The sequence below is a fragment of the Kitasatospora griseola genome (assembly GCF_044999035.1).
In the GTDB taxonomy this organism is placed as follows: domain Bacteria; phylum Actinomycetota; class Actinomycetes; order Streptomycetales; family Streptomycetaceae; genus Kitasatospora; species Kitasatospora griseola.
This window is the reverse complement of sequence record NZ_CP173360.1, coordinates 5,952,976-5,973,764: the sequence shown is the minus strand read 5'-3', so window position 1 is coordinate 5,973,764 and position 20,789 is coordinate 5,952,976. Positions and strand designations below refer to the sequence as shown.

The window sequence follows — 20,789 nt, the reverse complement described above, 5'->3', positions numbered from 1 at the left end:
GACAGGTCTGTGCTCCTCCACGCCAAGCCCCCTGACGGCCGGTCAGGCCCCGGCGTCCTTCTCCTGCTCGGTGGACTTCTCCTGCTCCGCGGCCTTCTCCTGCTCGGCGGCCTTCTCGGCCTTCTGCTGAGCCTTGCGGTCGGCGTCGGCGGCCTTCTTCTCCTCCGCGAGCTGCCGCTTGGCGGCGGTCGCGTAGATGTCCACGTACTCCTGGCCGGACAGCCGCATGATCTCGTACATCACCTCGTCGGTGACCGAGCGCAGGATGAACCGGTCGTTCTCCATGCCCTGGTAGCGGGAGAAGTCCAGCGGACGGCCGATCCGGATGCCGGGGCGGACGCCGAAGTTGGGGATCACCTGGCCGGGCGGCTGCACCTTCTCGGTGTCGATCATCGCGACCGGGATCACCGGCGCGCCGGTGGCCAGCGCGACCCGGGCCAGGCCGCCGACCTTGCCGCGGTACAGCTTGCCGTCGGGCGACCGGGTGCCCTCCGGGTACACGCCGAACACCTCGCCGCGCTCGATCACCGCGATGCCGCTGCGGATCGCCGCCTCGCCGGCGCCGCGGGCGCCCGAGCGGTCCACCGGCAGCTGGCCGACGCCCTTGAAGAACGCGGCGGTCAGCCGGCCCTTGATGCCGGGTGTGGTGAAGTACTCGGCCTTCGCGATGAACGTCACCCGCCGCTTCAGCAGTGCGGGTAGGAAGAACGAGTCCGAGAAGGACAGGTGGTTGCTGGCGAGGATGGCCGGGCCTTCGTCCGGAATGTTCTCCTCGCCCTCCATCCACGGCCGGAAGAAGATCCGCAGCAGCGGCGCGACGATCATCTTCATCAGTCGGTAGAACAACCGGGGCCTCCTGTTGTGCGGACCGGACGATCCTAATGCTTGCGCCCGCGCACCCGTGCACCGGCGACCCGTCGGGGCCGCAGCGGGCCTCTGTACGGGGCAACCCGCCCGTGGGACGATCGAGTTCCCCTCGCCTGCCCCCACACCCAGGAGTCCTGCCGATGCCGATGCTGCCGGGAGCCGAGCCGTACCGCCACGACGGCGGTCCGGTCGGTGTGCTGCTCATCCACGGTTTCACCGGTTCCCCGCAGTCCATGCGCCCGTGGGCCGAACACCTGGCCGACGCCGGACTCACCGTCAGCGTCCCGGTGCTGCCCGGCCACGGCACCCGCTGGCAGGACCTCCAGGCGACCCGCTGGGAGGACTGGTACGCCACCGCGGAGGCCGCCCTCACCGAGCTCGCCGCCCGGTGCGAGCAGGTCTTCGTCTGCGCGCTGTCGATGGGCGGGGCGCTCGCCCTCAAGCTCGCCGAGAAGCACGGCGACCGGATCTCCGGACTGGTGCTCGTCAACCCGTCGGTGCGCTCCGACAACCCCGCAACGGTGCTTCTTCCGGTCCTGCGCCACGTGCTGCCCTCGCTGCCCGGCATCGCCTCGGACATCGCCAAGCCCGACACGACCGAGGTCGGCTACGACCGGCTCCCGCTGCACGCCGCCTGGTCACTGGCCCGGCTGTGGAAGAGCGTCCAGGCGGGAATGCCCGCAGTGACCCAGCCCGTTCTGCTGTTGCACAGTCCGCAGGACCACGTGGTCTCGCCGAGCAACTCGGCACTGGTGCTCGCCCGGATATCCTCGACCGATGTGACGGAGCTGCTGCTCGACCGCAGCTTCCACGTGGCCACGCTGGACCACGACGCCGGTCTGATCTTCGGGGCGAGCCTCGACTTCGTCCGGCGGCTGGCCCCGGCAGCGGCGGTCGATGCCGGGAACCACTCGGGCTGAAAGGCCGATAGTGAACGAGACCAGCAAGGCGAACGACGACGAGGACCTGCCCCGCGACGACCCCAAGGCGGCCGAGCCCGCCGAAGAAGCCGCGTCCGAGCCCGCCCCGCGGCGCCCCGCCGCCGGCAGCCAGGCCGAGCAGGACGCGATCTTCGCCGCGCTGGTCGCCCAGTTCGACGAGCCGGTGGACGCCACCGACCAGGCCTGGCCCGACGCGGAGAACGTCCGCGAGCGCCCCCGCCGTCCCAGCGCGCCCACCGGCCCCACCGGCCTCGGCGACTTCACCCCCCGCCCGGTCCCCCGCCCCACCGACGGCCCGCGCGACTACACCGTCGCCGAGGACGAGGACGAGGGCCACTTCGTCCCGCCGGAGCCCCCGCCGCTGCCCTCCGCCGACACCACCGCCAAGTTCGCCTGGCTGGCCGTCCTCGGCGGCCCCGCACTGCTCCTGTTCGACGCCGTGGTCTGGCGCGAGGTCTCCGGCTGGCCCGCCTGGGTCGGCGTCATCGCCTTCCTCGGCGGCTTCGGCACCCTGGTCTCCCGCATGAAGGACCGCGACGACGACGAACCCGAGGACCCGAACGGCGGAGCCGTCGTCTGAACACCCCCGCCGCGCGCGCCGGAGCCGACGACCGCTCAGCCCCGGCGCGACCCGCTCCTCACGGCCCCGGCACCCGCAGTGCCGCCAGCACCGGCAGATGGTCCGTCGCCGCTCGCAGATCCGCCTCCGAGACACCCGGCAGCGGATACGGCACCCCGCAGCCCAGCACATCGATGTCCGGCGTGGCGAACACCCCGTCGATCCGCTGATACGGCTGCGCCGGCACCGAAGTGAACGTCCCGCCCCACGGCGCCTTCGCGTGCGCGTCCGTCAGCCCCTCCGCGAACGCCCGCCAACCCGGGCCCTCCGGCGGCTCGTTGAAATCCCCCGCGACCACGCCCGGCTCCCCCGGCCGCAATTGACGCTGCAACAGCTCGAACTGCCGCAGCCGCTCCTCCGGTTGAAGGCTCAGGTGGCAACTCGTCACCGAGAACGGCCGCGACCCGCCGATCCGCACCAACGCACTCGCGAACCCGCGCGCGTGCAGCCCCCGGGTCTTCGGCAGCAGCACGTCCCGCAACTCCAGCACGTCCACCCGCAGCTTGCCGAGCAGCAACGGCCCCGCCGCCACTCGGCCGCCGCCGGCCAGGATCACCATCCCGGTCCGGTGCGCCAGCCACGCCGCGGCCTTCTCGCTCTTCCAGTACCGCGGCGACTCCTGCACACACACCACGTCCGGATCACACGCCCGGATCACCCGAGCCACCGCCGTGCGGTCGTCACGCAACGACCGCACGTTGTAACTCATCACCCGCACCCGCCGCGCCCCGTCCGGCTCCACCCCGGAGGACGCCAACGCAACATCAGTGTCCGTCACCTGACCGACAGTAACAGCTGGGGCGCGCGAACAGGGGCGCCGGGGACAACCCCCGGCGCCCCTGTTCGCGCGCCCGTCAACCCCTAGCTGCGTGCCAGGTCCGCCGCGCCGGCGATCCCCGCCGCCGACCCCATCGACGCCAGGACGACGTTCGCGCGGGGCCGGGCCGGACCACCCGTCAGGTACCGTTCGAACGCGGCCGCGACCGGGTCGAGGAGGAGCCGGCCGGAGTCGGAGACGCCGCCGCCGAGGACGAAGACCGCCGGGTCGAAGAGCGCGGCGAGGTCGGCCATGCCGCGGCCGAGCCAGTCGGCGACCTCCGCGTAGCAGGCGAGGGCCAGCGGGTCGCCCTCCTCCGCGGCCTGGGTGATGTGGATGCCGCGGATGGTGTCCGCGAGACCCTCGTTGAGTTCGAGCATCCGCTTGCCGGCGATCGGGTCGGCCGCGGCCTTCTCCCGGCCGTAGCGCCGCAGGGCCCGTCCGGAGCCGTACTGCTCCCAGCAGCCGTGGCCGCCGCAGCCGCAGAGCAGACCGTCGGGGACCATGTTGAGGTGGCCGATCTCGCCGGCCACGCCGAAGCTTCCGCGGTGCAGGCGGCCGTCGAGGACGATGCCGCCGCCGATGCCGGTGCCGACGGTGATCAGCACCATGTCTTCGTACTCGGCCGCGGCGCCGAACCGGAACTCGGCCCAGGCGGCGCAGTTGGCGTCGTTCTCGACCACGGTGGGCAAGCCGGTGAGTTCCTCGACGCGCTGCTTGAGGGGCTCGTTCTCCCAGGCGATGTTGGGCGCCATCAGGACGGTGGAGCGGTCCCGGCTGACGAAGCCGGGGGCGCCGACGCCGACGGCGGCGACATCGGGGTACTGCTCCTTCAACTCCCGCACGCCCTGGGCGATGGCGTCGACCGCCCACTGGGGGTCGGCCGGGGTGGGCACCCGGGTCCTGGCCAGAATCTCGCCGGACTCGTCGACCACACCCGCTGCGATCTTGGTACCGCCGACGTCCACGCCGATGGTCAGAGCCATGTGTCCCTCAGCTATTCACTCGTTCCCGCTCAGGCGAACGGTACCGGCTGAGGGGTGCCCACGTACACAGTTCGGCCTACATTATCCGAAGGCAACGTTCGATCATCGACGAATCTGCCTTCAGAAGTCATACCAACTGTCCCGTTCGGTGATGACTCGAAACCATAACGTGACGATGACGAAGCGTCGGCTTAATTACTTGTCGGAGGCCTCTTCGGCCCCGTCCAGGTCCACCCGCTCGGTCTCGGCGTGTTGGGGCGCCGACCAGCGCCGCTCGTGCCCGGCCACCACGGCCCGGTACGCGGCCAGCAACTCGCCGCCGGCGGCGGCCAGGTGGCCGTACACCTCGGGGTTGGACTCGCGCAGCTTGCCGCCGATCTCCACGGCCTTGCCGCCGAGTGCGGTCGCGAACTTCCGCACCTCTTCCACCAGCGGCGCGAACTCGCCCGTCCCGCCCGGCTGTTCCGTACCCATCACACGCTCCCGTCCGTCAGGTCCCGCTACCCGCGCGGCCACAGCGCGGGGTCGGGGGTGAACCGCACCGACAGCGTTCCGTCGACCAGGCCGGCCCCACTGACCGTGCAACGGCGCAGCGCCGACGGGAGTGCCACGACCCGCCGGTAGCTTCCGGCGCCGAGCACCAGTTCGTCGCCGCGGCGCAGCAGTTCGAGGTCCGTGCGGTCGGCGCCGGGCAGCGGCAGGTGCCAGATCAGCTGGTTCTCGGCGGCCAGCCGGTCCTCGGTCCACGGCTCGGCGGGCGCAGGGATCCTGGGCGCGCCGGCCGGGTACAGCTCCTCGGCGAGCGCCTGTAGCGAGTCGGGCTGTCGCACCGTCAGCAGCGGGACGTTCAACTGCTCGGCGATCTCCGCGAGTTGCTCGCACTGCCGGGCGGCGGTGCGGGCCAGCCAGGGGTCCGGGGAGTCCACGGCGCCGGCAGGGTGCGCGCCGTGCGCGACCACCGCGTCCAGCGGCAGGCCGTGCAGCGCGAGGCCGGCCCGGATCCGGGCCAGGGCGCGCGGCGCGGGGCGGGCGGCGTCCAGCACCAGGCGGACGGTGGTGCCGGGCGCGGCGATCACGGCGGCGGCCTCGGCGAGCGCGGCGGACGCGGCAGCCCGGGCCTCGAACAGCTTGTCGGTGGGCATCGGGACGCCCGCCAGCCCGGCCAGCAGCGGGCGCAGCGCGCGGGCGGCCTGCCGCTGCTCGGGCAGCAGCCGGGCCAGGTAGCGCTCCAGTTGGGCGGGCAGCGCCAGGGTGGCGATCAGTTCGGCGGGCGGCGGGGCGGCGACCACCAGCACCTCGGCCTCGGCCCGCGGCAGCGCGCGCAGCAGGGCGAGGGCGCGGGTGCCGGGCAGCGGGGCGAGCTCGTCGGGGTCGAGCGGCTGGGCGCCGATCAGGTCGAGCGCGGGAGCGAGCCGGTCGCGGTAGCCGTCCAGGGCGGCGCGGAAGGCGGCCTGCTCGTCCATCCGGGCGGCGGCCAGGCACGGCTCCAGTTCGACGGCCTCGGGGCCGAGCCGGACGCCGAGCAGGTCGTCGACGGCCCGGTGCGGGTCGTCGGCGGCCAGCAGCAGGGTCGTGCTGCCCTGCCGGGCGTGGTGCAGGGCGGTGGCGGCGGCGATCCTGGCGGACTCCGGGCCGCTGATCAGTACGGTGCGGGTGGCCACGGGCCCGGTCAGCCCTCGACGCGCTTCTTCAGGCCGGCCAGCGCCCGGTCGATGATGACCTTCTCCGCCTTGCGCTTGATCATGCCGAGCATCGGGATCTTGACGTCCACGGCCAGCTGGTAGGTGACCTCGGTGCGGCCCTGACCGACCGGGGTGAGCCGGTAGGAGCCGTCCAGCGAGCGCAGCATCTGGCTCTTGACCAGGGTCCAGCTGACCTCGCGGTCGCCGTCCCAGGTGTAGGCGAGCGCGTGCTCGTCGCGGATCGCGCCGGCGTCCAGCAGCAGCCGCACCTCGGCGGCGCGGCCGTCCGGACCGGTCTGCAGGACCTCGATCTCCTTCAGCTCGTCGGTCCACTCCGGGTAGGCCCCGAAATCGGCGATCACCGCCATGACCTCGGCCGGGGTGGCGTCGATGACAATGCTCGACCTGGTGTGCTCCGCCATTGCGGCCTCCGCGATCTCCCTGTGCTGCTGTGCGCCCAGCAGAGGCTATCGCGGGCGGGACCCCGTCCTTTCCGCCGAGGCACCTTACCGGCGGGTCACCTCACGCCTGACGTAGGGTTCGCATCGATCCATCCCACGTCCGACCTGCGATGTGACGATCGGAACACCGAGGCCGACCCCTCTGGTCGAACTCACCTACCCAGCAGTAACGTCCAGTCGTCCCGCAGCGTCGCAGACGAGGAGCAGTCTTGCTCGAGGAGTTCAGCCTTCCGGCCCGCTACCAGGTACCGAGCGACGGCAACCTCGCCGACCTGGTCCACCAGAACGCGGAGCGGCACCCGGGCGTCGCTGTGCTCAGCCGCAAGGCGGACGAGCAGTGGCAGGACCTCACCGCCGTCCAGTTCCTCGCCGAGGTGCACGCCGTCGCCAAGGGCCTGATCGCCGCCGGCGTCGGCCCCGGCGACCGGGTCGCCGTGATGTCCCGCACCCGCTACGAGTGGACGCTGCTCGACTTCGCGATCTGGACCGCCGGCGCGATCACCGTCCCCGTCTACGAGACCTCCTCCGCCGAGCAGGTGCAGTGGATCCTCGGCGACTCCGGCGCCCGCGTCGTGGTCACCGAGACCGACAAGCACGCCGCCGTGGTCGCCGAGGTCCGCGAGGCGCTGCCCGCGCTCGAACACACCTGGCAGATCGAACGTGACGGCATCGCCGCACTGACGCTGGCCGGCCGGGACGTCGCCGACCAGGTGATCGCCGAACGCCGGGTGATCGCGAACCCCGACACGATCGCCACCATCGTCTACACCTCCGGCACCACCGGGCGCCCCAAGGGCTGTCAGCTCACCCACGGCAACTTCCTCGCCGAACTGGGCAACGTCACCGCCCGGATGCCCGAGCTGTTCGTCACCGGCGAGTCCTCGGTGCTGCTCTTCCTGCCGCTGGCCCACGTGCTCGGCCGGATCGCCGAGATCGCCGCCGCCATCGCCCCGGTCAAGCTCGGCCACGTCTCCGACATCCGGAACGTCACCGAGGAGCTCGGCTCCTTCCGGCCGACGCTGATCCTCGGCGTCCCCCGGGTCTTCGAGAAGGTCTACAACACCGCCCGCGCCAAGGCCCAGGCCGACGGCAAGGGCAAGATCTTCGACCGCGCCGCCGACACCGCCGTCGCCTACAGCCGCGCGCTGGACGCCGGCGGCCCCTCGCTGCTCCTGCGGATCAAGCACGCGATCTTCGACAAGCTGGTCTACGTCAAGCTCCGCAACGCGCTCGGCGGCCGCTGCAAGACCGCCATCTCCGGCGGCGCCCCGCTCGGCGAGCGGCTCGGCCACTTCTACCGGGGCATCGGCTTCTCCGTCCTGGAGGGCTACGGCCTCACCGAGTCCTGCGCCGCCACCACCTTCAATCCCAACGACCGGGCCAAGATCGGCACCGTCGGCCAGCCGCTGCCCGGCTCCGCGGTCCGGATCGCCGAGGACGGCGAGGTCCTGCTCAAGGGCCCGCAGATCTTCACCGGCTACTGGAACAACCCCACCGCCACCGCCGACGCCCTCCAGGACGGCTGGTTCGCCACCGGCGACCTCGGCAGCCTCGACGACGACGGCTACCTCACCATCACCGGCCGCAAGAAGGAGATCATCGTCACCGCCGGCGGCAAGAACGTCGCCCCCGCCGTGATCGAGGACCGCATCCGCGCCCACGCGATCATCGGCGAGGTCATGGTGGTCGGCGACCGCAAGCCCTTCATCGCCTGCCTCGTCACCGTCGACGACGAGTTCTTCCCCCGCTGGAAGGCCCTCAACAACAAGCCCGCCGACGCGACCGTCGCCGACCTCCGCGAGGACCCCGACCTCCTCGCCGCGATCCAGGCCGCCGTCGACGACGGCAACCAGGCCGTCTCCCACGCCGAGGCCGTCAAGAAGTTCCGCCTCCTCACCACCGCCTTCACCGAGGCCAGCGGCCACATCACCCCGTCCCTCAAGCTCAAGCGCAACGTCGTCCTGAAGGACTTCGCGGCCGAGATCGAAGCGCTCTACACCCGCTAGCGGGTGGTGGGCGCGAAAACAGGGGCGCGGGGGAACTGCGCGACCAGCGCAAGGCCCGTCCGTTAGGTCGCGATCAAGTGCAGGTCATTGTCCTGCGGCGCGATCTTGCGGACGGAGTGCCTTCCGCTTCGCGCAGTTCCCCGCGCCCCTGTTTTCGCTTCAGCGCACCTCCAGCAACCCCGTGAGCCGCTCCGCAAGCATGTCCCAGCGCCACGCGTCATGAACCCACTTGCGCCCCGCCTCCCCCATCTCGCGTCGCAGACTCGCGTCCCCCAGCAGCCGCACCAGTCGGTCCGCCAGGACCGTCTCGCCGTGCTTGCCCGGCACCACGAACCCCGTCTCGCCCTCGCGGACCGCGTCCGGCGCACCGCCGGAGTCTCCGGCGACGACGGGCAGGCCGGTCGCGGAGGCCTCCAGGTAGACGATGCCGAGGCCCTCGACGTCGAGTCCGCCCCGCCGGGTGCGGCACGGCATGGCGAAGACGTCCCCGGCCCCGTAGTGGGCGGGGAGTTCCTCCCAGGGCACGGCGCCGGTGAAGACCACCGAGGACCGCACCCCGACCTGGTCCACGAGCTTTTCGAGGTCGCCGCGGTACGGCCCGCCGCCGACGATCAGCAGGACCGCGTCGGGCTGCGCCGCCAGCACTCGCGGCCAGGTGCGGATCAGCGTGTCCTGCCCCTTCCGGGGGACCAGCCGCGACACGCAGACCACGACCGGGCGCTCCGTCAGCCCGAGCCGGGCCCGGACCGCGTCCCCGCCGGAGTCGGGTCGGAAGGTGGACTCGTCGACGCCCGGCGGCAGTTGGGCCATCCGGGAGGCGACCCGGGGGCCGACCGCGCGGGCGATCCGCGAGCGCGTGTACTCGCCGAGGTAGGTCAGCACGTCGGTGTTGCCGCCGATCCGGCGCAGCAGCTGCGCGGAGACCGGCAGTTGGGCCCACGCGGCCTCGTGGCCGTGGGTCATGCCGAGGAGTCGCTGGGCGCCGGCCCGGCGCAGGTGGGGGGCCATCAGGCCGAGCGGGGCGGCGGCACCGAACCAGACGGAGGTGCAGTTCTCGGCGCGCAGGATCTCCGCGGCCCGCCGGGTGACCCGGGTGGTGGGGATCATCATCCTGGTGCGGTCGCGGATCACCGGAAAGGGCTGTTCGGCGTCGAACTCGGCGACTTCCCGCCCGTCGCGCCAGGTGGAGGCGTACACCACGATCGATCCGGCGGGTTGCCGGACGGCCATGTTGTGGACGAACGCCTGGATGCCGCCTGGCCTGGGCGGAAAGTCGTTGGTGACGATGAGGGTTCTGGTCATGTGCCGCGGCTCGCTCGGTCAGGGGGTGCTCGGAGTACCCGTGAGTGGTCCGTACGATAGGTCACCGTGCCCGTCCGCCGGGAACGCGGCCCGCACCGTCCACGGCGGCGGGACCGTCGCAGGATCGGAAGGTTCGGACACGGTTCGGAGAAGTTAGAGGACACGGCCGCAACCGATGCGGTGTGCTTGGTGGCCTGACCGGTACCCCCGGCGGGCGCCCGGTACCGGTGCGTACGCGACGACCCGAAGGAGCGTAGTGGAGTCACCCCAGGCCGAACGGCCCGGCAGTTCGGAGGCCCCGGCGCTGCCTGCCCCGTCCGGTTCCGCGCCGAGTCGCCGTCCGCTGTGGGCCCTGGGGGCCGCCTGGACGGTCTCCCGGACGCTGCTCGTGCTGGTCGTCTCGGGGGTGTTGCGGATCGCCAACACGGACGTGACGGCGGACGTCTCGGTGATCTACCACAGCTGGTACGAGGTGCTGTGCACCGGCACGTTCCCGCTGGACGACGTGACCTGGCAGTACCCGCCGGGCGCGGCGCTGGTGATCCTGCTGCCGGGGCTGCTGCCGTGGTCGTACCTGGTGTCGTTCTTCGTGATCTGCGCCGTGGTGGACGCGGCGGCGATGGCCCTGCTGATGCGCGCGGGGGTGCGCAAGGGCCGGAGCTACCTGGGCGCCTGGTACTGGGTGGTGGGCGTGCCGCTGCTCGGGCCGACGGTGTACTGCCGGTACGACATCATCGTGACGGCGCTGGCGGTGGCGGGCCTGCTGGTGGTGCTGCGCCGCCCGGCGCTGGGCGGCGTGCTGCTGGGCCTGGGCGGGCTGTTGAAGATCTGGCCGCTGCTGGCGCTGTTCGGCACGCCGCGCGGCCGGCGCACCCGGCGGTCGTGGACCTCGGCGGCGACGTTCGCGGCGGCGCTGGGCTTCCTGCTGACGGCGGGCATGAACGGGGCGTTCGAGTTCCTGAAGTTCCAGTCGGAGCGGGGCATCGAGATCGAGTCGCTGGGCGCGCTGCCGCTGCACTTCGCGAAGCTGGCGGGTTCGTGGCACGGCACCGTGACGATGAACTACGGCTCGGTGGAGTTCCTCGGCCCGTGGGTGCCGGTGATCTCCAAGGTGATGGTCGGCATGACGGTGGCCGGTTTCGGCTGGCTGCTGATCTGGCGCCTGCGGGCGGCCCGGTGGACGTCGGCGACCACGTTCGACGCGGCGCTGTGCGCGCTGCTGATCTTCACCGCGACCAGCCGGGTGATCAGCCCGCAGTACATGATCTGGGTGGTCGGCCTGGCGGCGGTGTGCCTGACCGTGCGGGGCAGCAGCCAGCGCCCGGTGGCGGTGCTGGTGCTGGTGGCCACGGTGCTGACCACGCTGGAGTTCCCGGTGATGTTCGGCTCGGTGAACCGCAGCGAGCTGGCGGGCGTGCTGGTGCTGACGGCCCGCAACCTGGTGCTGCTGGTGACCACCGTGCTGTCGGCGTACCGGCTGTGGCGCTCCACCCGGCGGCGCGAGGCGCTGACCACGGTGGTGCTGCCGGCCGGGCAGGTGGTGTCGCAGTACCCGGTGCGGCCGGGCATCGCCTACGAGCAGGACCTGCTGGACGACCTCACTCCGGCGGACCGCACCTGACGGACCGCCACACCGCCCTGCAAGTTTCTGAAAGCGCTTGCAGGGCCTGGCTCTCCGCTGCCACCATCGCCGAATGATCGACTACGACATCCTGATCGTCGGCGGCGTCGGCGTGGACACCATCGTCCGGGTGGACCGCCTGGAGATCCCGCCCGGCCGCGACTCGGTGCACGTCCCCCCGGTGCGCGACTACCCGGCGCACACCGGCAACGGCGTCGCGCTGGCCTGCCACACGCTGGGCCTGCGCACCAAGCTCGCCGACTTCCTCGGCGAGGACCCGCAGGGCGCCCTGGTGCTGTCCGAGTACGCCCGCCGCGGCCTGGACTTCAGCCACCTGCCCGCCCCCGCCGGCACCCCGCGCAGCGTCAACCTGGTGGACGCCGACGGCCTGCGGTTCTCCTTCTACGACGGCCGCCACCCGGCGGACGCCCGACTGCCGCGCGAGTTCTGGCTGCCGCTGCTGGAGCGCTCGAAGCACGTCCACCTGTCGATCACCGGCGTCAACCGGGACATGTACCCGGACATCGAGCGGCTGGGCCGCCCCAGCTCCACCGACCTGCACGCCTGGGACGGCGAGAACGAGCACCACCGCTTCTACGCGCTCCGCTCGGACGTGGTGTTCCTGTCCGCGGCCGGCCTCGACAACCGCCCGGAGGCGGCGATGCGGTCGATCCTGGCCCACGGCCGGGCCGAGCTGGTGGTGGCCACCGCGGGCGCCCACGGCGCGTTCCTGCTCACCCGCGAGGACGACGCGCCCCGGCACTTCCCGGCGGTGGACCCGGGCGCGCCGATCGTCGACAGCAACGGCGCGGGCGACGCGTTCGTCTCCGGCTTCCTGCACCACCGGCTGGCGGGCCGCCCGGTCGAGGACTGCATGCGCGCGGGCGCGGCGGCCGGCGCGTTCGCCTGCACCACGGCGGGCACCCACACCGCGTTCCTGGACGCGGCGGGCCTGGAGCGGGCGCTGGCCTGAGGGCTCAGGACCGCAGGGTGGCCACCTCGGCCTCCCAGCTCTTGGTGAACTCGGCGACGCCGAGGCCGAGTTCGGACCGGAAGGCGCGCTCCAGGCCGCCGCTGCCGTTCTGCCCGACGGCCCGGTAGAGCGCCACCAGCCGCTGCGGCCCGTACCGGCGGGCGATCAGGTCGCAGGCCAGCCAGGACTGCTCGTAGGCCTGGGCGATGCCGGCCGAGCCGGCGGTGAAGGCGTCGTCGGTGGGCAGCCCGGCGGGCATCCGTCCGGCCCGGACGTCCCGGGCGAGTTCGGGGGCGATCTGCCGGACGGTCCGCCCGGTGCCCTGGTAGCCGGTGTAGTCGGCGACGCCCTCGGACAGCCACAGCGGGGTCCACGACCTGGTGTCGGCCCGGGTCGCGACGTGGGTGGCCTCGTGGGTCACCACCACCCGCCGGCCGAGCTCGCTGAGCTGCCGGTACGCCTCGGGGTTGACCACGATCCGGTCGGCGGGGGTGTGCGTCGGCGCGCCGCCGACCGCCAGGGTGACCGCCGCTATCCCCTGGTAGGCGTCCGCCGAGACGTCCATCCGACGGGCGAACTGCTGGACGGTGAGCGGCAGTTCGAGCAGCAGCCGGCCGGGCTTCCAGGCGCCCCAGACGGCCTCGACGGTGGGCATCGCGCGGTCGGCGAGGGCGGCCAGGTCGGCCAGTTCGGCGTCCTCGCCGAGGCCCAGCACCAGGCTGTGCTGCCCGGTCGCGGTCCGGACGGCGCCCAGGTCCCAGGGCGCCACCGCGCCGGTCGGCACCTCCCTGAGCACCCGCCAGCCGGCCGGCTCCCGCCGGAGTTCGACCTGCCGTTCCAGCAGCGCCGGGTAGTCGTCCACGCCGGCGATCCGGTAACCGAGTTCGGCGCCGACGGTCAGCCGGTCGGCGCCGGACGCGGGTTCGGCGAACGTGGTCAGCCGCAGCGTGTACTCGGTGAAGCGGATCGCCGCGGTGCGGGTGAGCACGTCCCGGTCGGCCTCCTCGGCGCCCACCGCCGTCGGCAGGCCGCCGGGGTCGCGCCGCAGGATCGCGCTCGCCCGCCGCGCCAGCACCTGCGTGACGGCCTCCCGGGCCCCGGACGGCGCGCCCGGCCCGGGCGGGGCGGCGGCCGGCGCGGCGGGCCCGGCCGGAAGCACCCGGGGCAGCGACAGCTGGGCGGCGCACCCGGCGGCGACCAGCAGCGCGGCCCGCCGGGACAGCGAGGCCCCGGCCTGTCGCGGGGCTTCCGGCGGCAGGTCGGTGACCAGGGGCTCGTGCTGGTTCAGACCCGCACCACCGAGTTGACCGGCATCGCGCCGACGCTCTCGTAGCGGACCCGGGCGCCGGGGTGGGGCGCGTGCACGACGACCCCGCCGCCGGCGTACATGCCGACGTGGTGCCTGTCCTTGAAGAAGATCACCAGGTCTCCGGGCCGGGCTTCGGCGAGGCTCACCCGCCGACCGGCCGAGGCCTGTCCCTGCGAGGTCCGCGGCAGGGTCACTCCGGCCTGCCGCCACGCCCAGTACATCAGACCGGAGCAGTCGAACGTGGTCGGGCCGGTGGATCCGTACACGTACGGGGAGCCGATCTTCGAGACGGCGGCGTTCAGCGCGGCCGCGGCGCGGTCGGACGCGGGGGGCAGGTCGCCGAGGTCGAGCCGGTCGGTGCCGCGGGTGGCGCGGTCCTGGGCGTCCCGGGCGTCGTCGTCGGCCAGCCGGACCCGCTCGGCGGCGCTGAGGCCGCCCAGCAGCCGCTGGGCCCGGGCGAGCCGGCTGTGGACCTCGTCCTTGGCGGCGGCCAGGCGCTGCCGGGCCTGTTCCAGTTCGTCGAGCTTGGCGGTGGCCTCCTGGCGTCGCTGGTCCAGTCGGCGCTGCCGTTCGTGCAGCTCGCGCAGGGTCTCGTTCTGCCGCTCGGTGGCCTGGCCGAGGGCGCGGGCGCCGGCCAGGTAGGACGCCGGGTCCTTGTCGAGCATCAGCCGCAGGGTGGGGTCGAGGCCCTGGGTGCGGTACTGGGCGGCGACCACCGCCCCGAGGTCGCCGCGCAGCCGGTTGAGGTCGTCCTGCCCGGCCGCGACCTGGCTCTGCAGGGCGCCGGCCTCGCGTTGCAGCCTTCGCTGCTGCTCCTGGGCCGCGTTGTACTTCTCGTTCGCCTGCTCGGCCTCCTCGTACAGCTGGTCGACCTGCGCCTTGACGTCGGTGCGGTCGGGCGGGTCGGTCGGCGCGGCGCCGGCCGGGGCGACGCCGAGGTGGAGGACGCCGGTCGCGGCGGCGGTGAGCGCCAGGGCGCGGGCGAGGCGCTGGACACCGGGCAGTGGGGGGCGACGGTGCACGGACACGTGCGACGACTCCGTTCCTGCGGCCGGCCTCCGCCGCCGCCCGCCGGTCGGGCGGCCGTCCGCACGGGGGGCCGGGCCAGAGGTTAGCGAGTCGGAAGGATCCAGTCCAAACCCTGACAACCTCGAATATTCGACCGCGAATCGGACACCGGAACGAGTGCGGCCCGGCACCCCCTGTGCGGGGTGCCGGGCCGGGCGCTCGAAGGAGCCGTCAGATCCGGACGATCTTGGTGATCGGCATCACGGTGGCGGACTCGTAGCGGACCTGCGCGCCAGTGTGCGGGGCGTGCACGATCTGCCCGTTGCCGACGTACATGCCGACGTGGTGCTGGTCGCCGTAGTAGATGATCAGGTCACCCGGTCGGGCGTTGGCGATGTTGGTGCCGATGTTGGTGCCGGCACCCGCCTGGGCCTGCGAGGTGCGCGGGATCGACACACCCGCTTGGGCGTAGGCCCACTGCATCAGACCGGAGCAGTCGAAGGTGCTCGGGCCGGCCGCGCCGTAGGAGTACCAGCTGCCCAGCTTGGACAGCGCGGCGCTCATCGCGGCGCCCGCGTAGCCGGCCGGAGCCTGCACCGGGGCGGCGAGGTCGGTCCGGGCGGTGTCGCGGGAGGCCCGCTCGGCCTGGCTGCGGGAGGCGTCGGCGGCCTTGGCCTCGGCCGCGGCGAGCTCGTCGCGCTCCTTCTGGGTGAGCGTGTTGAGCAGGTCCTGCGCCTTGGCCAGCTTGGCCTGGACGTCCTCCTTGTCGGCCTGGAGGGCCTTCGTGGTGGTGTCCAGCTCGGCGAGCTTCTGCTCGGCCTCCTTGCGCTGCCCGTCCAGCTTGGCCTGCTCGGCCTTGAAGCTCTTCAGCAGGTCCGCCTGGGTGGCGCCGACCGTGTTGAGCGTGCCGGCCTGCCCGAGGAAGGCGTCCGGGCTGCTGGAGAGCATCAGCTGCATGGTCTGCGAGATGCCGCCGTTGCGGTACTGCTCGGCGGCGATGTTGGCCAGGCTGTCCTGAACGGTGGTCACCTGGTCCTGCTGGCGGGCCAGCTGGTCCTGCAACTGGGTGACCTGCTTCTGCAGGTTCTGCTGCTTCTCGACGGAGGCGTTGAGCGCCTCGGTCTTCACCTCGGCCTGCTCGTTGAGCTGGTCGACCTGCTGCTTGACCTGGTCCTTGGTGGGCGCCGGGTCGGCGTGCGCGCCGGTCTGCGCGGAGAGCGCGACGGCGGTGGCGGCAGCGGCAGTGAGAATCGAGACCCGGGCACGGCCGACGGGCTTGGGACGGCGATGGGACGCCACGAAGGCGGACTCCTTCTTCCTCACACCGCCTACCGGGTGAGCTGACGGGTTCGGGCCGGAAGAGATGCCCTACAGCGCTTCACCGACCGCTGTCGCGGCCGGCCCGGCGCCGATTCACCCCGGGGGAACGTGGTTCCCCGGCTCCGTTCGACAGCACCCCCGCAGGGGTATCCCCGTCGGCGGACCTCGTTCTGACGATCCGCCCGCTGTGTCACGGACTCGGCGGCGACCCCCACCGTCGCCCCCCTTGGGCGATCGACTCTGCGGCGGTCGAACCAAGACCCTAGTAACCGATCCGTGATCGGTTCAAATCCTTGTCCGAAAAAAATCTGAATCTGAGTCAATTTCGATTACGGAAATGACCGAACGTAAGGGATTCGTTGCACAGTGCGCAGCATTTCCCTTCGTTCCATCGAAAAACACAACGCCCGGACGTGTTCGAGATCACAGTGGAATCTCGACCCGTCCGGGCGTGTCACGGCGCGTCAGTTGTCGCCCTCTGGGGCGTATGTCCGGATTGTCGGACCGTCAGACCCGGCGGATGGTGAGGATCGGCAGGGTGTCCGCGGCCATCAGCTTCACCACGTCGCCGGTGCGCGGCGCGTGCACCACCATGCCGTTGCCGACGTACATGCCCACGTGGTGCGCGTCGTTGTAGTAGACCACCAGGTCACCGGGCTGCGCGTTGTGCCAGTCCTTGCCCACGTTGGTGCCCACGCCGGCCTGCGACTGCGAGGTGCGCGGCAGCGAGACGCCGGCCTGCGCGTACGCCCACACCATCAGGCCGGAGCAGTCGAAGGTGCTCGGGCCGGTCGCGCCCCACACGTAGGCCGAGCCGCGCTTGTCGAGCGCCCGCTGCACCGCGACGCCGGCGTAGCCGGCGGCCTTCGGCAGGCTGCCCAGGTCGACCCGGTCGGCGCCGCGCGAGGCTGCGCCGCCGCCGCGCAGGATCGCGGCCCGGTCGGTGGCGGAGAGCTGGCTGAGCAGCTTCTGCGCCTCCTGGAGCTTGCTCTGCACGTCGTTCTTGGCGTCGTTGAGCGCCTGGGTGGAGCTGTCCAGCTCGGCCAGGACGGTCGCCGCCTCCTGCTTCTGCTGGTCCAGCCGGCGCTGCTGGTCCTCCAGCGACTTCAGCGTGGCGGCCTGGGTGCTGGCCGCCTGGTCGAAGGAGGACGCCTGGTCCAGGTACTTGTCCGGGTCGGAGGAGAGCATCAGCTGCATCGACGGGTCGATGCCCGCGTGCCGGTACTGGTCGCCGGCCACCGCCGCCAGCCCGGAGGCCAGCTCGGTCAGCTGCTCCTGGCCGCGGGCCACCTGGTCCTGCAGCTGGTCGGCCTGCTTGCGCAGCTGGTCGGCCTTCTCCTTGGCGCCGTTGTACTTCTCGGCGGCCTGCTCCTGCTCCTCCAGCAGCTTGTCGACCTGCGCCTTGACCTCGTCCTTGTTCGGCTGGGCCGGCGCGGCGTGCGCACTCACCTGGGCCGACAGGGCGACCGCGGTCGCGGCGGCAGCGGTCAGCACGGTCACCCGGGCGCGACTCGGCTGCTTGGGACGGCGGTGGGAGGCCACGGCGGTGCTCCTTCTTCCTGCTGGACTCACCCGATCAGGCGATAGTCCGGAATATAGGTTTGACGCCAGACCCTAGTGAAGTCCCTACCTCCGCGTCCACTCCCGGGGGGCTCCCGAATGGGCTTCTCCGCCCCCTTTCACCACACCGACACACTCCGGACGCTTCAACGCCGCTGACCGCCCGTCAACTCGATCAGCTGCGCGACAGCCGGTTCAGCAGCAGCACCGAGGCCACCGGGCGGGCGCCGGCCTTGCGCACCCCGTCCGCGACCTCCTTGTCGGCGGAGACCACCACCACCGGCCGGCCCTGCGGCTCGGCCCGCACCATGCGGCGGATCAGCTCGTCCGCGGTCTCCCCGGTCCGACTGAACCGGACCCGCACACCGCGCGGCGGAGCCATGATCACCGGCACGTCCAGGTCCTGGCCGTCGAACACGCAGGTCACCTCGGCCTGGGTCCGCTGGGCCAGCATCGCCAGGCCGCCCAGCAGCCTCAGCCGCTGCTGCTCCAGCGGCAGTTGCGGATAGCCGGTCTTGGTCACGTTGTAGCCGTCCACCACCAGGTGGACCTGCGGGATGGCCAGCAGCTGGTCCAGCAGCGCCGGATCGTCCTCGGCCAGGCCGCGCCGGGCCACGTCGTGCGGCGAGGCCGAGCCGGGCTCCACCGCCTCCACCAGGTCGGCGGGGCGCAGCGCCGTCACCGGCAGTGCCAACTCCCGCTGCAGGCCCTGCGCGGACTGCAGCACGGTGTCCAACAGCAGCCGCAGCCGCATGTCCTCGACGCTGCGGCCCTCCCGGGCGGTGCGCCGCCCGGTCTCCACCGCGGACTCCAGCTCGGACACCCGGTGCCGCAGCCGGCGGGCCTCCACCTCGGCGGCGCCGCGCTCGGCCGCGGCGGCGGCCCGGGCGGCCTCCAGCTCGGCGGCCAGGCGGCGGCTCTCGGCCTGCGCCCGGCGGGTGTCGGCCTCCAGCGAACGGACCTTCTTGCGCAGCGAGTCGGCCTCCCGGCGCACCCCCTCGGACTCGGCGCGGTGCCGGTCCAGCTCGGCGCGGGCGGCGGAGCGGGCCTCGGCGAGCTCCTCCTGGAGCTTCTCGACCATCCGGGCGGCCTCCGCGGCGACGCCCTCGGCGTCCACCCGCTCGGCCTGCTCGCCGGCCTCCTCTACCAGCCGGGCCCAGCCGGTGGGCCGCACCAGGTAGGCGGCGGCCGCCACGTCCATCGGGTCGGCGGCGGCCGGCACGGTGCCCGCCTCCAGCGCGCGCACCAGGTCGGGCTGGCCGAGCCGCAGCCGCTCGGCTATCCGCACCCGGAACGCCGGGTCGGACTCCAGCGCGGCGGCCAGCGCGGTCGCCGCGTACTTGGCCCGCCGGGCGGCGGTGAACTTCGCGTAGGGGCGCAGCGCGGCGGGCAGCTCGCCGGGCGCGATGCCGCCGAGCGCGTCGGACGCGATGCCCACCACCCGGCGCCGCACGCCCTCGGGCAGCGTCCGGCCGGCCGTCTCGGCGTTGCCGTCCTCGGCGCCCGGTGCGGTCTCGCCGTTGCCGTCCTCGGCGCCCGGTGCGGTCTCGGCGGCCTCGACGGGCCCAGCGTCCTGGGTCTGTCGGACCGGAGCGGGCGCGGTCCCGTCCGTGCCCGTGGGCGCGTTCGCTGCCTCCGCCACTGTTCTCGGCTCCGATCCTGGTCCGGGCGGGCCCCGGCGGGTGCCGGGGGCGTTGGTGTCCGCCGCTGCTTGCAATTGTCCCGTCTACCGTGCCGCACCGACAGCACCCCGCCGACGAGTCCGCCCCGCGCCCCCGTCCGGGCGCGGACGGGAACGCGGGGCGGTGGAAGTGCGTCAGCCCTGCGCGGGGCCACCCTCCGCGGACTCCTCGGCGCCCGGGCGGGCCACCAGCTCGACCTGGTCCACGGCGTTGCACCAGCGGCAGCGCACCGACTCGACGGTCTCGGAGAGCACCTGGGTCTCCTCGACCTTGGAGTCGCCGGCCAGGTCGAAGTGCACGAAATCGATCACCCGGGAGGACCGGGTGACGTCGAAGCGCGTGAGGTTGCCGCACAGCGTGCAGCGCCAGCGGGTCTCGGCGGTCGGCGCGGCAATGGTCATCAGTGGTCCCTCTCGGCTGGTCCCGGTTCCGGGCCTCCAGCCTATTGCCTGTGCCGCGGCGGCCGGGTCACCGGTCCACTGCCCGGACGCTCACCCGTCCGGAGCAGCGCCCGGTGTCGCGGACGCGCCCCCGAGGAATGCTCACCGGCATGGTGCTCACCACCCCCGCCCGGGCCGGTTCGCCGACGACCGAGCGGACCGCCCGCACCCCGGTCGTCTGCTACCTGCTGATCGCGCTCTCCGCGCTGGTCCTGCTGGCCGGCCCGGCCGGCGGTCTGAACCCGGCGTACGGCAGCGGCCCCGCCCGGGCCTGCGCCGAGCAGCGCTACGAGCACCGCTGGGGCGCGGTGCCCGCCGAACTGCTCGGCGGCCGTCCCCTGACGGCGGACCGGCTGTCCTCGCTCACCCCGGCGACGCCGGGCTGCACACTGCCGCCGACCCCCTCGAAGATCCCCGAACTCTCCGTGCTCACCTCGCTGTTCGTCCACGCGGGGTGGCTGCACCTGGTCGGCAACCTGCTGTTCCTGTTCGTCTTCGGCCCGGCCGTGGAGGCCCGGCTGGGCCGGATCCGGTTCCTGACCGGCTACCTGGCAATCGGCTACCTGGCCACCTACGGCTACGCGGTGGCCGAGGCGCACACCGCGGACGGGATGCGCGCCCTGGTCGGCGCGTCCGGCGCGATCGCCGGGGTGCTGGGCGCGTACCTGCGACTGTGGCCGAGAGCGCGGGTGACGGTGCTGGTGCCGGTCCTGCTGTTCCTGCCGCTGCGGTTCCCGGCCTGGCTGGTGCTCGGCCTGTGGTTCGCGCTCCAGTGGTGGTCCGTCAGTTCCGGCGGCGGCGGAGTGGCCTATCTGGTGCACGTGATCGGCTTCGTGACGGGCTGGCTGTTCGCCTGGGCCGCCCGTCCGGCGGGCGATACCCTGGGCGCACCTTCTCGAACAGGAGTTGCTCAGTGATCACCGCGATCGTCCTCATCAACACCAGCGTCGACCGGATCCCCGAGATCGCCGAGGCGATCGCGGCCATCGAGGGCGTCAGCGAGGTCTACTCCGTCACCGGCACCTACGACCTGGTCGCCATGGTCCGGGTGCGCAACCACGAGGACCTGGCCGAGGTGATCCCCGGCCGTCTCAACAAGGTCCCGGGCGTCTCCAACACCGAGACCCACATCGCCTTCCGCACCTACTCGCAGCACGACCTGGAGGCCGCGTTCTCGCTCGGCCTGGACGAGTAG

20 protein-coding genes and 1 riboswitch are annotated in these 20,789 nt (G+C 72.8%); of the genes, 7 read left to right on the top strand and 13 right to left on the bottom strand.

Features of this window, described 5'->3' with window-relative positions:
• Window positions 1-42: 42 nt before the first annotated feature.
• A complete protein-coding gene (locus tag ACI1MP_RS27125; RefSeq protein WP_400295791.1) occupies window positions 43-831 on the bottom strand; it encodes a 1-acyl-sn-glycerol-3-phosphate acyltransferase in 789 nt (262 codons plus the stop codon).
• A gap of 176 nt (window positions 832-1,007) precedes the next feature.
• Here ACI1MP_RS27125 and ACI1MP_RS27120 point away from each other — a divergent pair, with 176 nt between their 5' ends.
• Complete coding sequence (locus ACI1MP_RS27120; protein ID WP_380344130.1) at window positions 1,008-1,787, top strand: alpha/beta hydrolase; 780 nt, start codon at window positions 1,008-1,010, stop codon at window positions 1,785-1,787.
• 10 nt (window positions 1,788-1,797) lie between these two features.
• Window positions 1,798-2,388, top strand: coding sequence for a hypothetical protein (locus ACI1MP_RS27115; protein ID WP_380344133.1), 591 nt, complete (start codon window positions 1,798-1,800; stop codon window positions 2,386-2,388).
• A 58-nt stretch (window positions 2,389-2,446) separates the two neighbouring features.
• On the opposite strand, the gene ACI1MP_RS27110 is transcribed toward ACI1MP_RS27115, so the two are convergent.
• The 5 genes from ACI1MP_RS27110 to ACI1MP_RS27090 form a co-directional block, all read right to left on the bottom strand.
• The gene (locus tag ACI1MP_RS27110; protein WP_268250214.1) at window positions 2,447-3,205 is read right to left on the bottom strand and encodes an endonuclease/exonuclease/phosphatase family protein; all 759 of its coding nucleotides are present in this window, start codon (window positions 3,203-3,205) and stop codon (window positions 2,447-2,449) included.
• Between the two features lie 83 nt (window positions 3,206-3,288).
• Window positions 3,289-4,230, bottom strand: a complete 942-nt coding sequence (locus tag ACI1MP_RS27105; RefSeq protein ID WP_189270222.1) for an ROK family glucokinase — start codon at window positions 4,228-4,230, stop codon at window positions 3,289-3,291.
• Window positions 4,231-4,425: 195 nt separating this feature from the next.
• A complete protein-coding gene (locus ACI1MP_RS27100; RefSeq protein WP_043913518.1) occupies window positions 4,426-4,704 on the bottom strand; it encodes a DUF5304 family protein in 279 nt (92 codons plus the stop codon).
• 26 nt (window positions 4,705-4,730) lie between these two features.
• The gene (locus ACI1MP_RS27095) at window positions 4,731-5,891 is read right to left on the bottom strand and encodes an ArsA family ATPase (protein WP_380343462.1); all 1,161 of its coding nucleotides are present in this window, start codon (window positions 5,889-5,891) and stop codon (window positions 4,731-4,733) included.
• Between the two features lie 8 nt (window positions 5,892-5,899).
• Window positions 5,900-6,334, bottom strand: coding sequence for an SRPBCC family protein (locus ACI1MP_RS27090; RefSeq protein ID WP_100585970.1), 435 nt, complete (start codon window positions 6,332-6,334; stop codon window positions 5,900-5,902).
• Window positions 6,335-6,582: 248 nt separating this feature from the next.
• Here ACI1MP_RS27090 and ACI1MP_RS27085 point away from each other — a divergent pair, with 248 nt between their 5' ends.
• On the top strand, window positions 6,583-8,379 hold the full coding sequence (locus ACI1MP_RS27085; protein WP_380343466.1) for an AMP-dependent synthetase/ligase: 1,797 nt from the start codon (window positions 6,583-6,585) through the stop codon (window positions 8,377-8,379).
• Window positions 8,380-8,538: 159 nt separating this feature from the next.
• Here ACI1MP_RS27085 and ACI1MP_RS27080 read toward each other — a convergent pair whose 3' ends face one another.
• On the bottom strand, window positions 8,539-9,681 hold the full coding sequence (locus tag ACI1MP_RS27080) for a glycosyltransferase family 4 protein (RefSeq protein WP_380343469.1): 1,143 nt from the start codon (window positions 9,679-9,681) through the stop codon (window positions 8,539-8,541).
• A 256-nt stretch (window positions 9,682-9,937) separates the two neighbouring features.
• Between ACI1MP_RS27080 and ACI1MP_RS27075 the strand changes: the two genes are divergently transcribed.
• Both ACI1MP_RS27075 and ACI1MP_RS27070 read left to right on the top strand, forming a co-directional pair.
• Window positions 9,938-11,302 (top strand): glycosyltransferase 87 family protein, encoded by a 1,365-nt coding sequence (locus ACI1MP_RS27075; protein WP_380343472.1) that lies wholly within the window; start codon window positions 9,938-9,940, stop codon window positions 11,300-11,302.
• Window positions 11,303-11,375: 73 nt separating this feature from the next.
• Window positions 11,376-12,275 (top strand): carbohydrate kinase family protein, encoded by a 900-nt coding sequence (locus tag ACI1MP_RS27070; protein WP_404869669.1) that lies wholly within the window; start codon window positions 11,376-11,378, stop codon window positions 12,273-12,275.
• A gap of 4 nt (window positions 12,276-12,279) precedes the next feature.
• Here the strand turns inward: ACI1MP_RS27070 and ACI1MP_RS27065 are convergent, their stop codons facing one another.
• From ACI1MP_RS27065 to ACI1MP_RS27040, 6 genes are all read right to left on the bottom strand, one after another.
• Complete coding sequence (locus ACI1MP_RS27065; RefSeq protein WP_404869668.1) at window positions 12,280-13,434, bottom strand: hypothetical protein; 1,155 nt, start codon at window positions 13,432-13,434, stop codon at window positions 12,280-12,282.
• Window positions 13,435-13,559: 125 nt separating this feature from the next.
• Complete coding sequence (locus tag ACI1MP_RS27060; protein ID WP_380343481.1) at window positions 13,560-14,612, bottom strand: NlpC/P60 family protein; 1,053 nt, start codon at window positions 14,610-14,612, stop codon at window positions 13,560-13,562.
• A gap of 211 nt (window positions 14,613-14,823) precedes the next feature.
• The gene (locus tag ACI1MP_RS27055) at window positions 14,824-15,891 is read right to left on the bottom strand and encodes an NlpC/P60 family protein (RefSeq protein ID WP_380343483.1); all 1,068 of its coding nucleotides are present in this window, start codon (window positions 15,889-15,891) and stop codon (window positions 14,824-14,826) included.
• Window positions 15,892-15,901: 10 nt separating this feature from the next.
• Window positions 15,902-16,057, bottom strand: a riboswitch (cyclic di-AMP (ydaO/yuaA leader).
• Window positions 16,058-16,419: 362 nt separating this feature from the next.
• Window positions 16,420-17,454 (bottom strand): NlpC/P60 family protein, encoded by a 1,035-nt coding sequence (locus tag ACI1MP_RS27050; RefSeq protein WP_380343486.1) that lies wholly within the window; start codon window positions 17,452-17,454, stop codon window positions 16,420-16,422.
• A gap of 193 nt (window positions 17,455-17,647) precedes the next feature.
• Complete coding sequence (locus ACI1MP_RS27045; protein WP_404869667.1) at window positions 17,648-19,114, bottom strand: NYN domain-containing protein; 1,467 nt, start codon at window positions 19,112-19,114, stop codon at window positions 17,648-17,650.
• A gap of 174 nt (window positions 19,115-19,288) precedes the next feature.
• Complete coding sequence (locus tag ACI1MP_RS27040; RefSeq protein WP_043913527.1) at window positions 19,289-19,555, bottom strand: hypothetical protein; 267 nt, start codon at window positions 19,553-19,555, stop codon at window positions 19,289-19,291.
• 149 nt (window positions 19,556-19,704) lie between these two features.
• On the opposite strand from ACI1MP_RS27040, the gene ACI1MP_RS27035 reads away from it, so the two are divergent.
• Both ACI1MP_RS27035 and ACI1MP_RS27030 read left to right on the top strand, forming a co-directional pair.
• Window positions 19,705-20,511: a rhomboid family intramembrane serine protease gene (locus ACI1MP_RS27035; protein ID WP_380343492.1), complete on the top strand. Its 807-nt coding sequence runs from the start codon at window positions 19,705-19,707 to the stop codon at window positions 20,509-20,511.
• A complete protein-coding gene (locus ACI1MP_RS27030; protein WP_043913528.1) occupies window positions 20,508-20,789 on the top strand; it encodes an Lrp/AsnC ligand binding domain-containing protein in 282 nt (93 codons plus the stop codon). Before ACI1MP_RS27035 ends, ACI1MP_RS27030 begins: the two co-directional genes overlap by 4 nt.

Coding starts and splice junctions, on each gene's coding strand:
- ACI1MP_RS27125 (WP_400295791.1), bottom strand. CDS start 831: ATGAAGATGATCGTCGCGCCGCTGCTGCGGATCTTCTTCCGGCCGTGG.
- ACI1MP_RS27120 (WP_380344130.1), top strand. CDS start 1,008: ATGCCGATGCTGCCGGGAGCCGAGCCGTACCGCCACGACGGCGGTCCG.
- ACI1MP_RS27105 (WP_189270222.1), bottom strand. CDS start 4,230: ATGGCTCTGACCATCGGCGTGGACGTCGGCGGTACCAAGATCGCAGCG.
- ACI1MP_RS27100 (WP_043913518.1), bottom strand. CDS start 4,704: ATGGGTACGGAACAGCCGGGCGGGACGGGCGAGTTCGCGCCGCTGGTG.
- ACI1MP_RS27090 (WP_100585970.1), bottom strand. CDS start 6,334: ATGGCGGAGCACACCAGGTCGAGCATTGTCATCGACGCCACCCCGGCC.
- ACI1MP_RS27080 (WP_380343469.1), bottom strand. CDS start 9,681: ATGACCAGAACCCTCATCGTCACCAACGACTTTCCGCCCAGGCCAGGC.
- ACI1MP_RS27070 (WP_404869669.1), top strand. CDS start 11,376: ATGATCGACTACGACATCCTGATCGTCGGCGGCGTCGGCGTGGACACC.
- ACI1MP_RS27040 (WP_043913527.1), bottom strand. CDS start 19,555: ATGACCATTGCCGCGCCGACCGCCGAGACCCGCTGGCGCTGCACGCTG.
- ACI1MP_RS27035 (WP_380343492.1), top strand. CDS start 19,705: ATGGTGCTCACCACCCCCGCCCGGGCCGGTTCGCCGACGACCGAGCGG.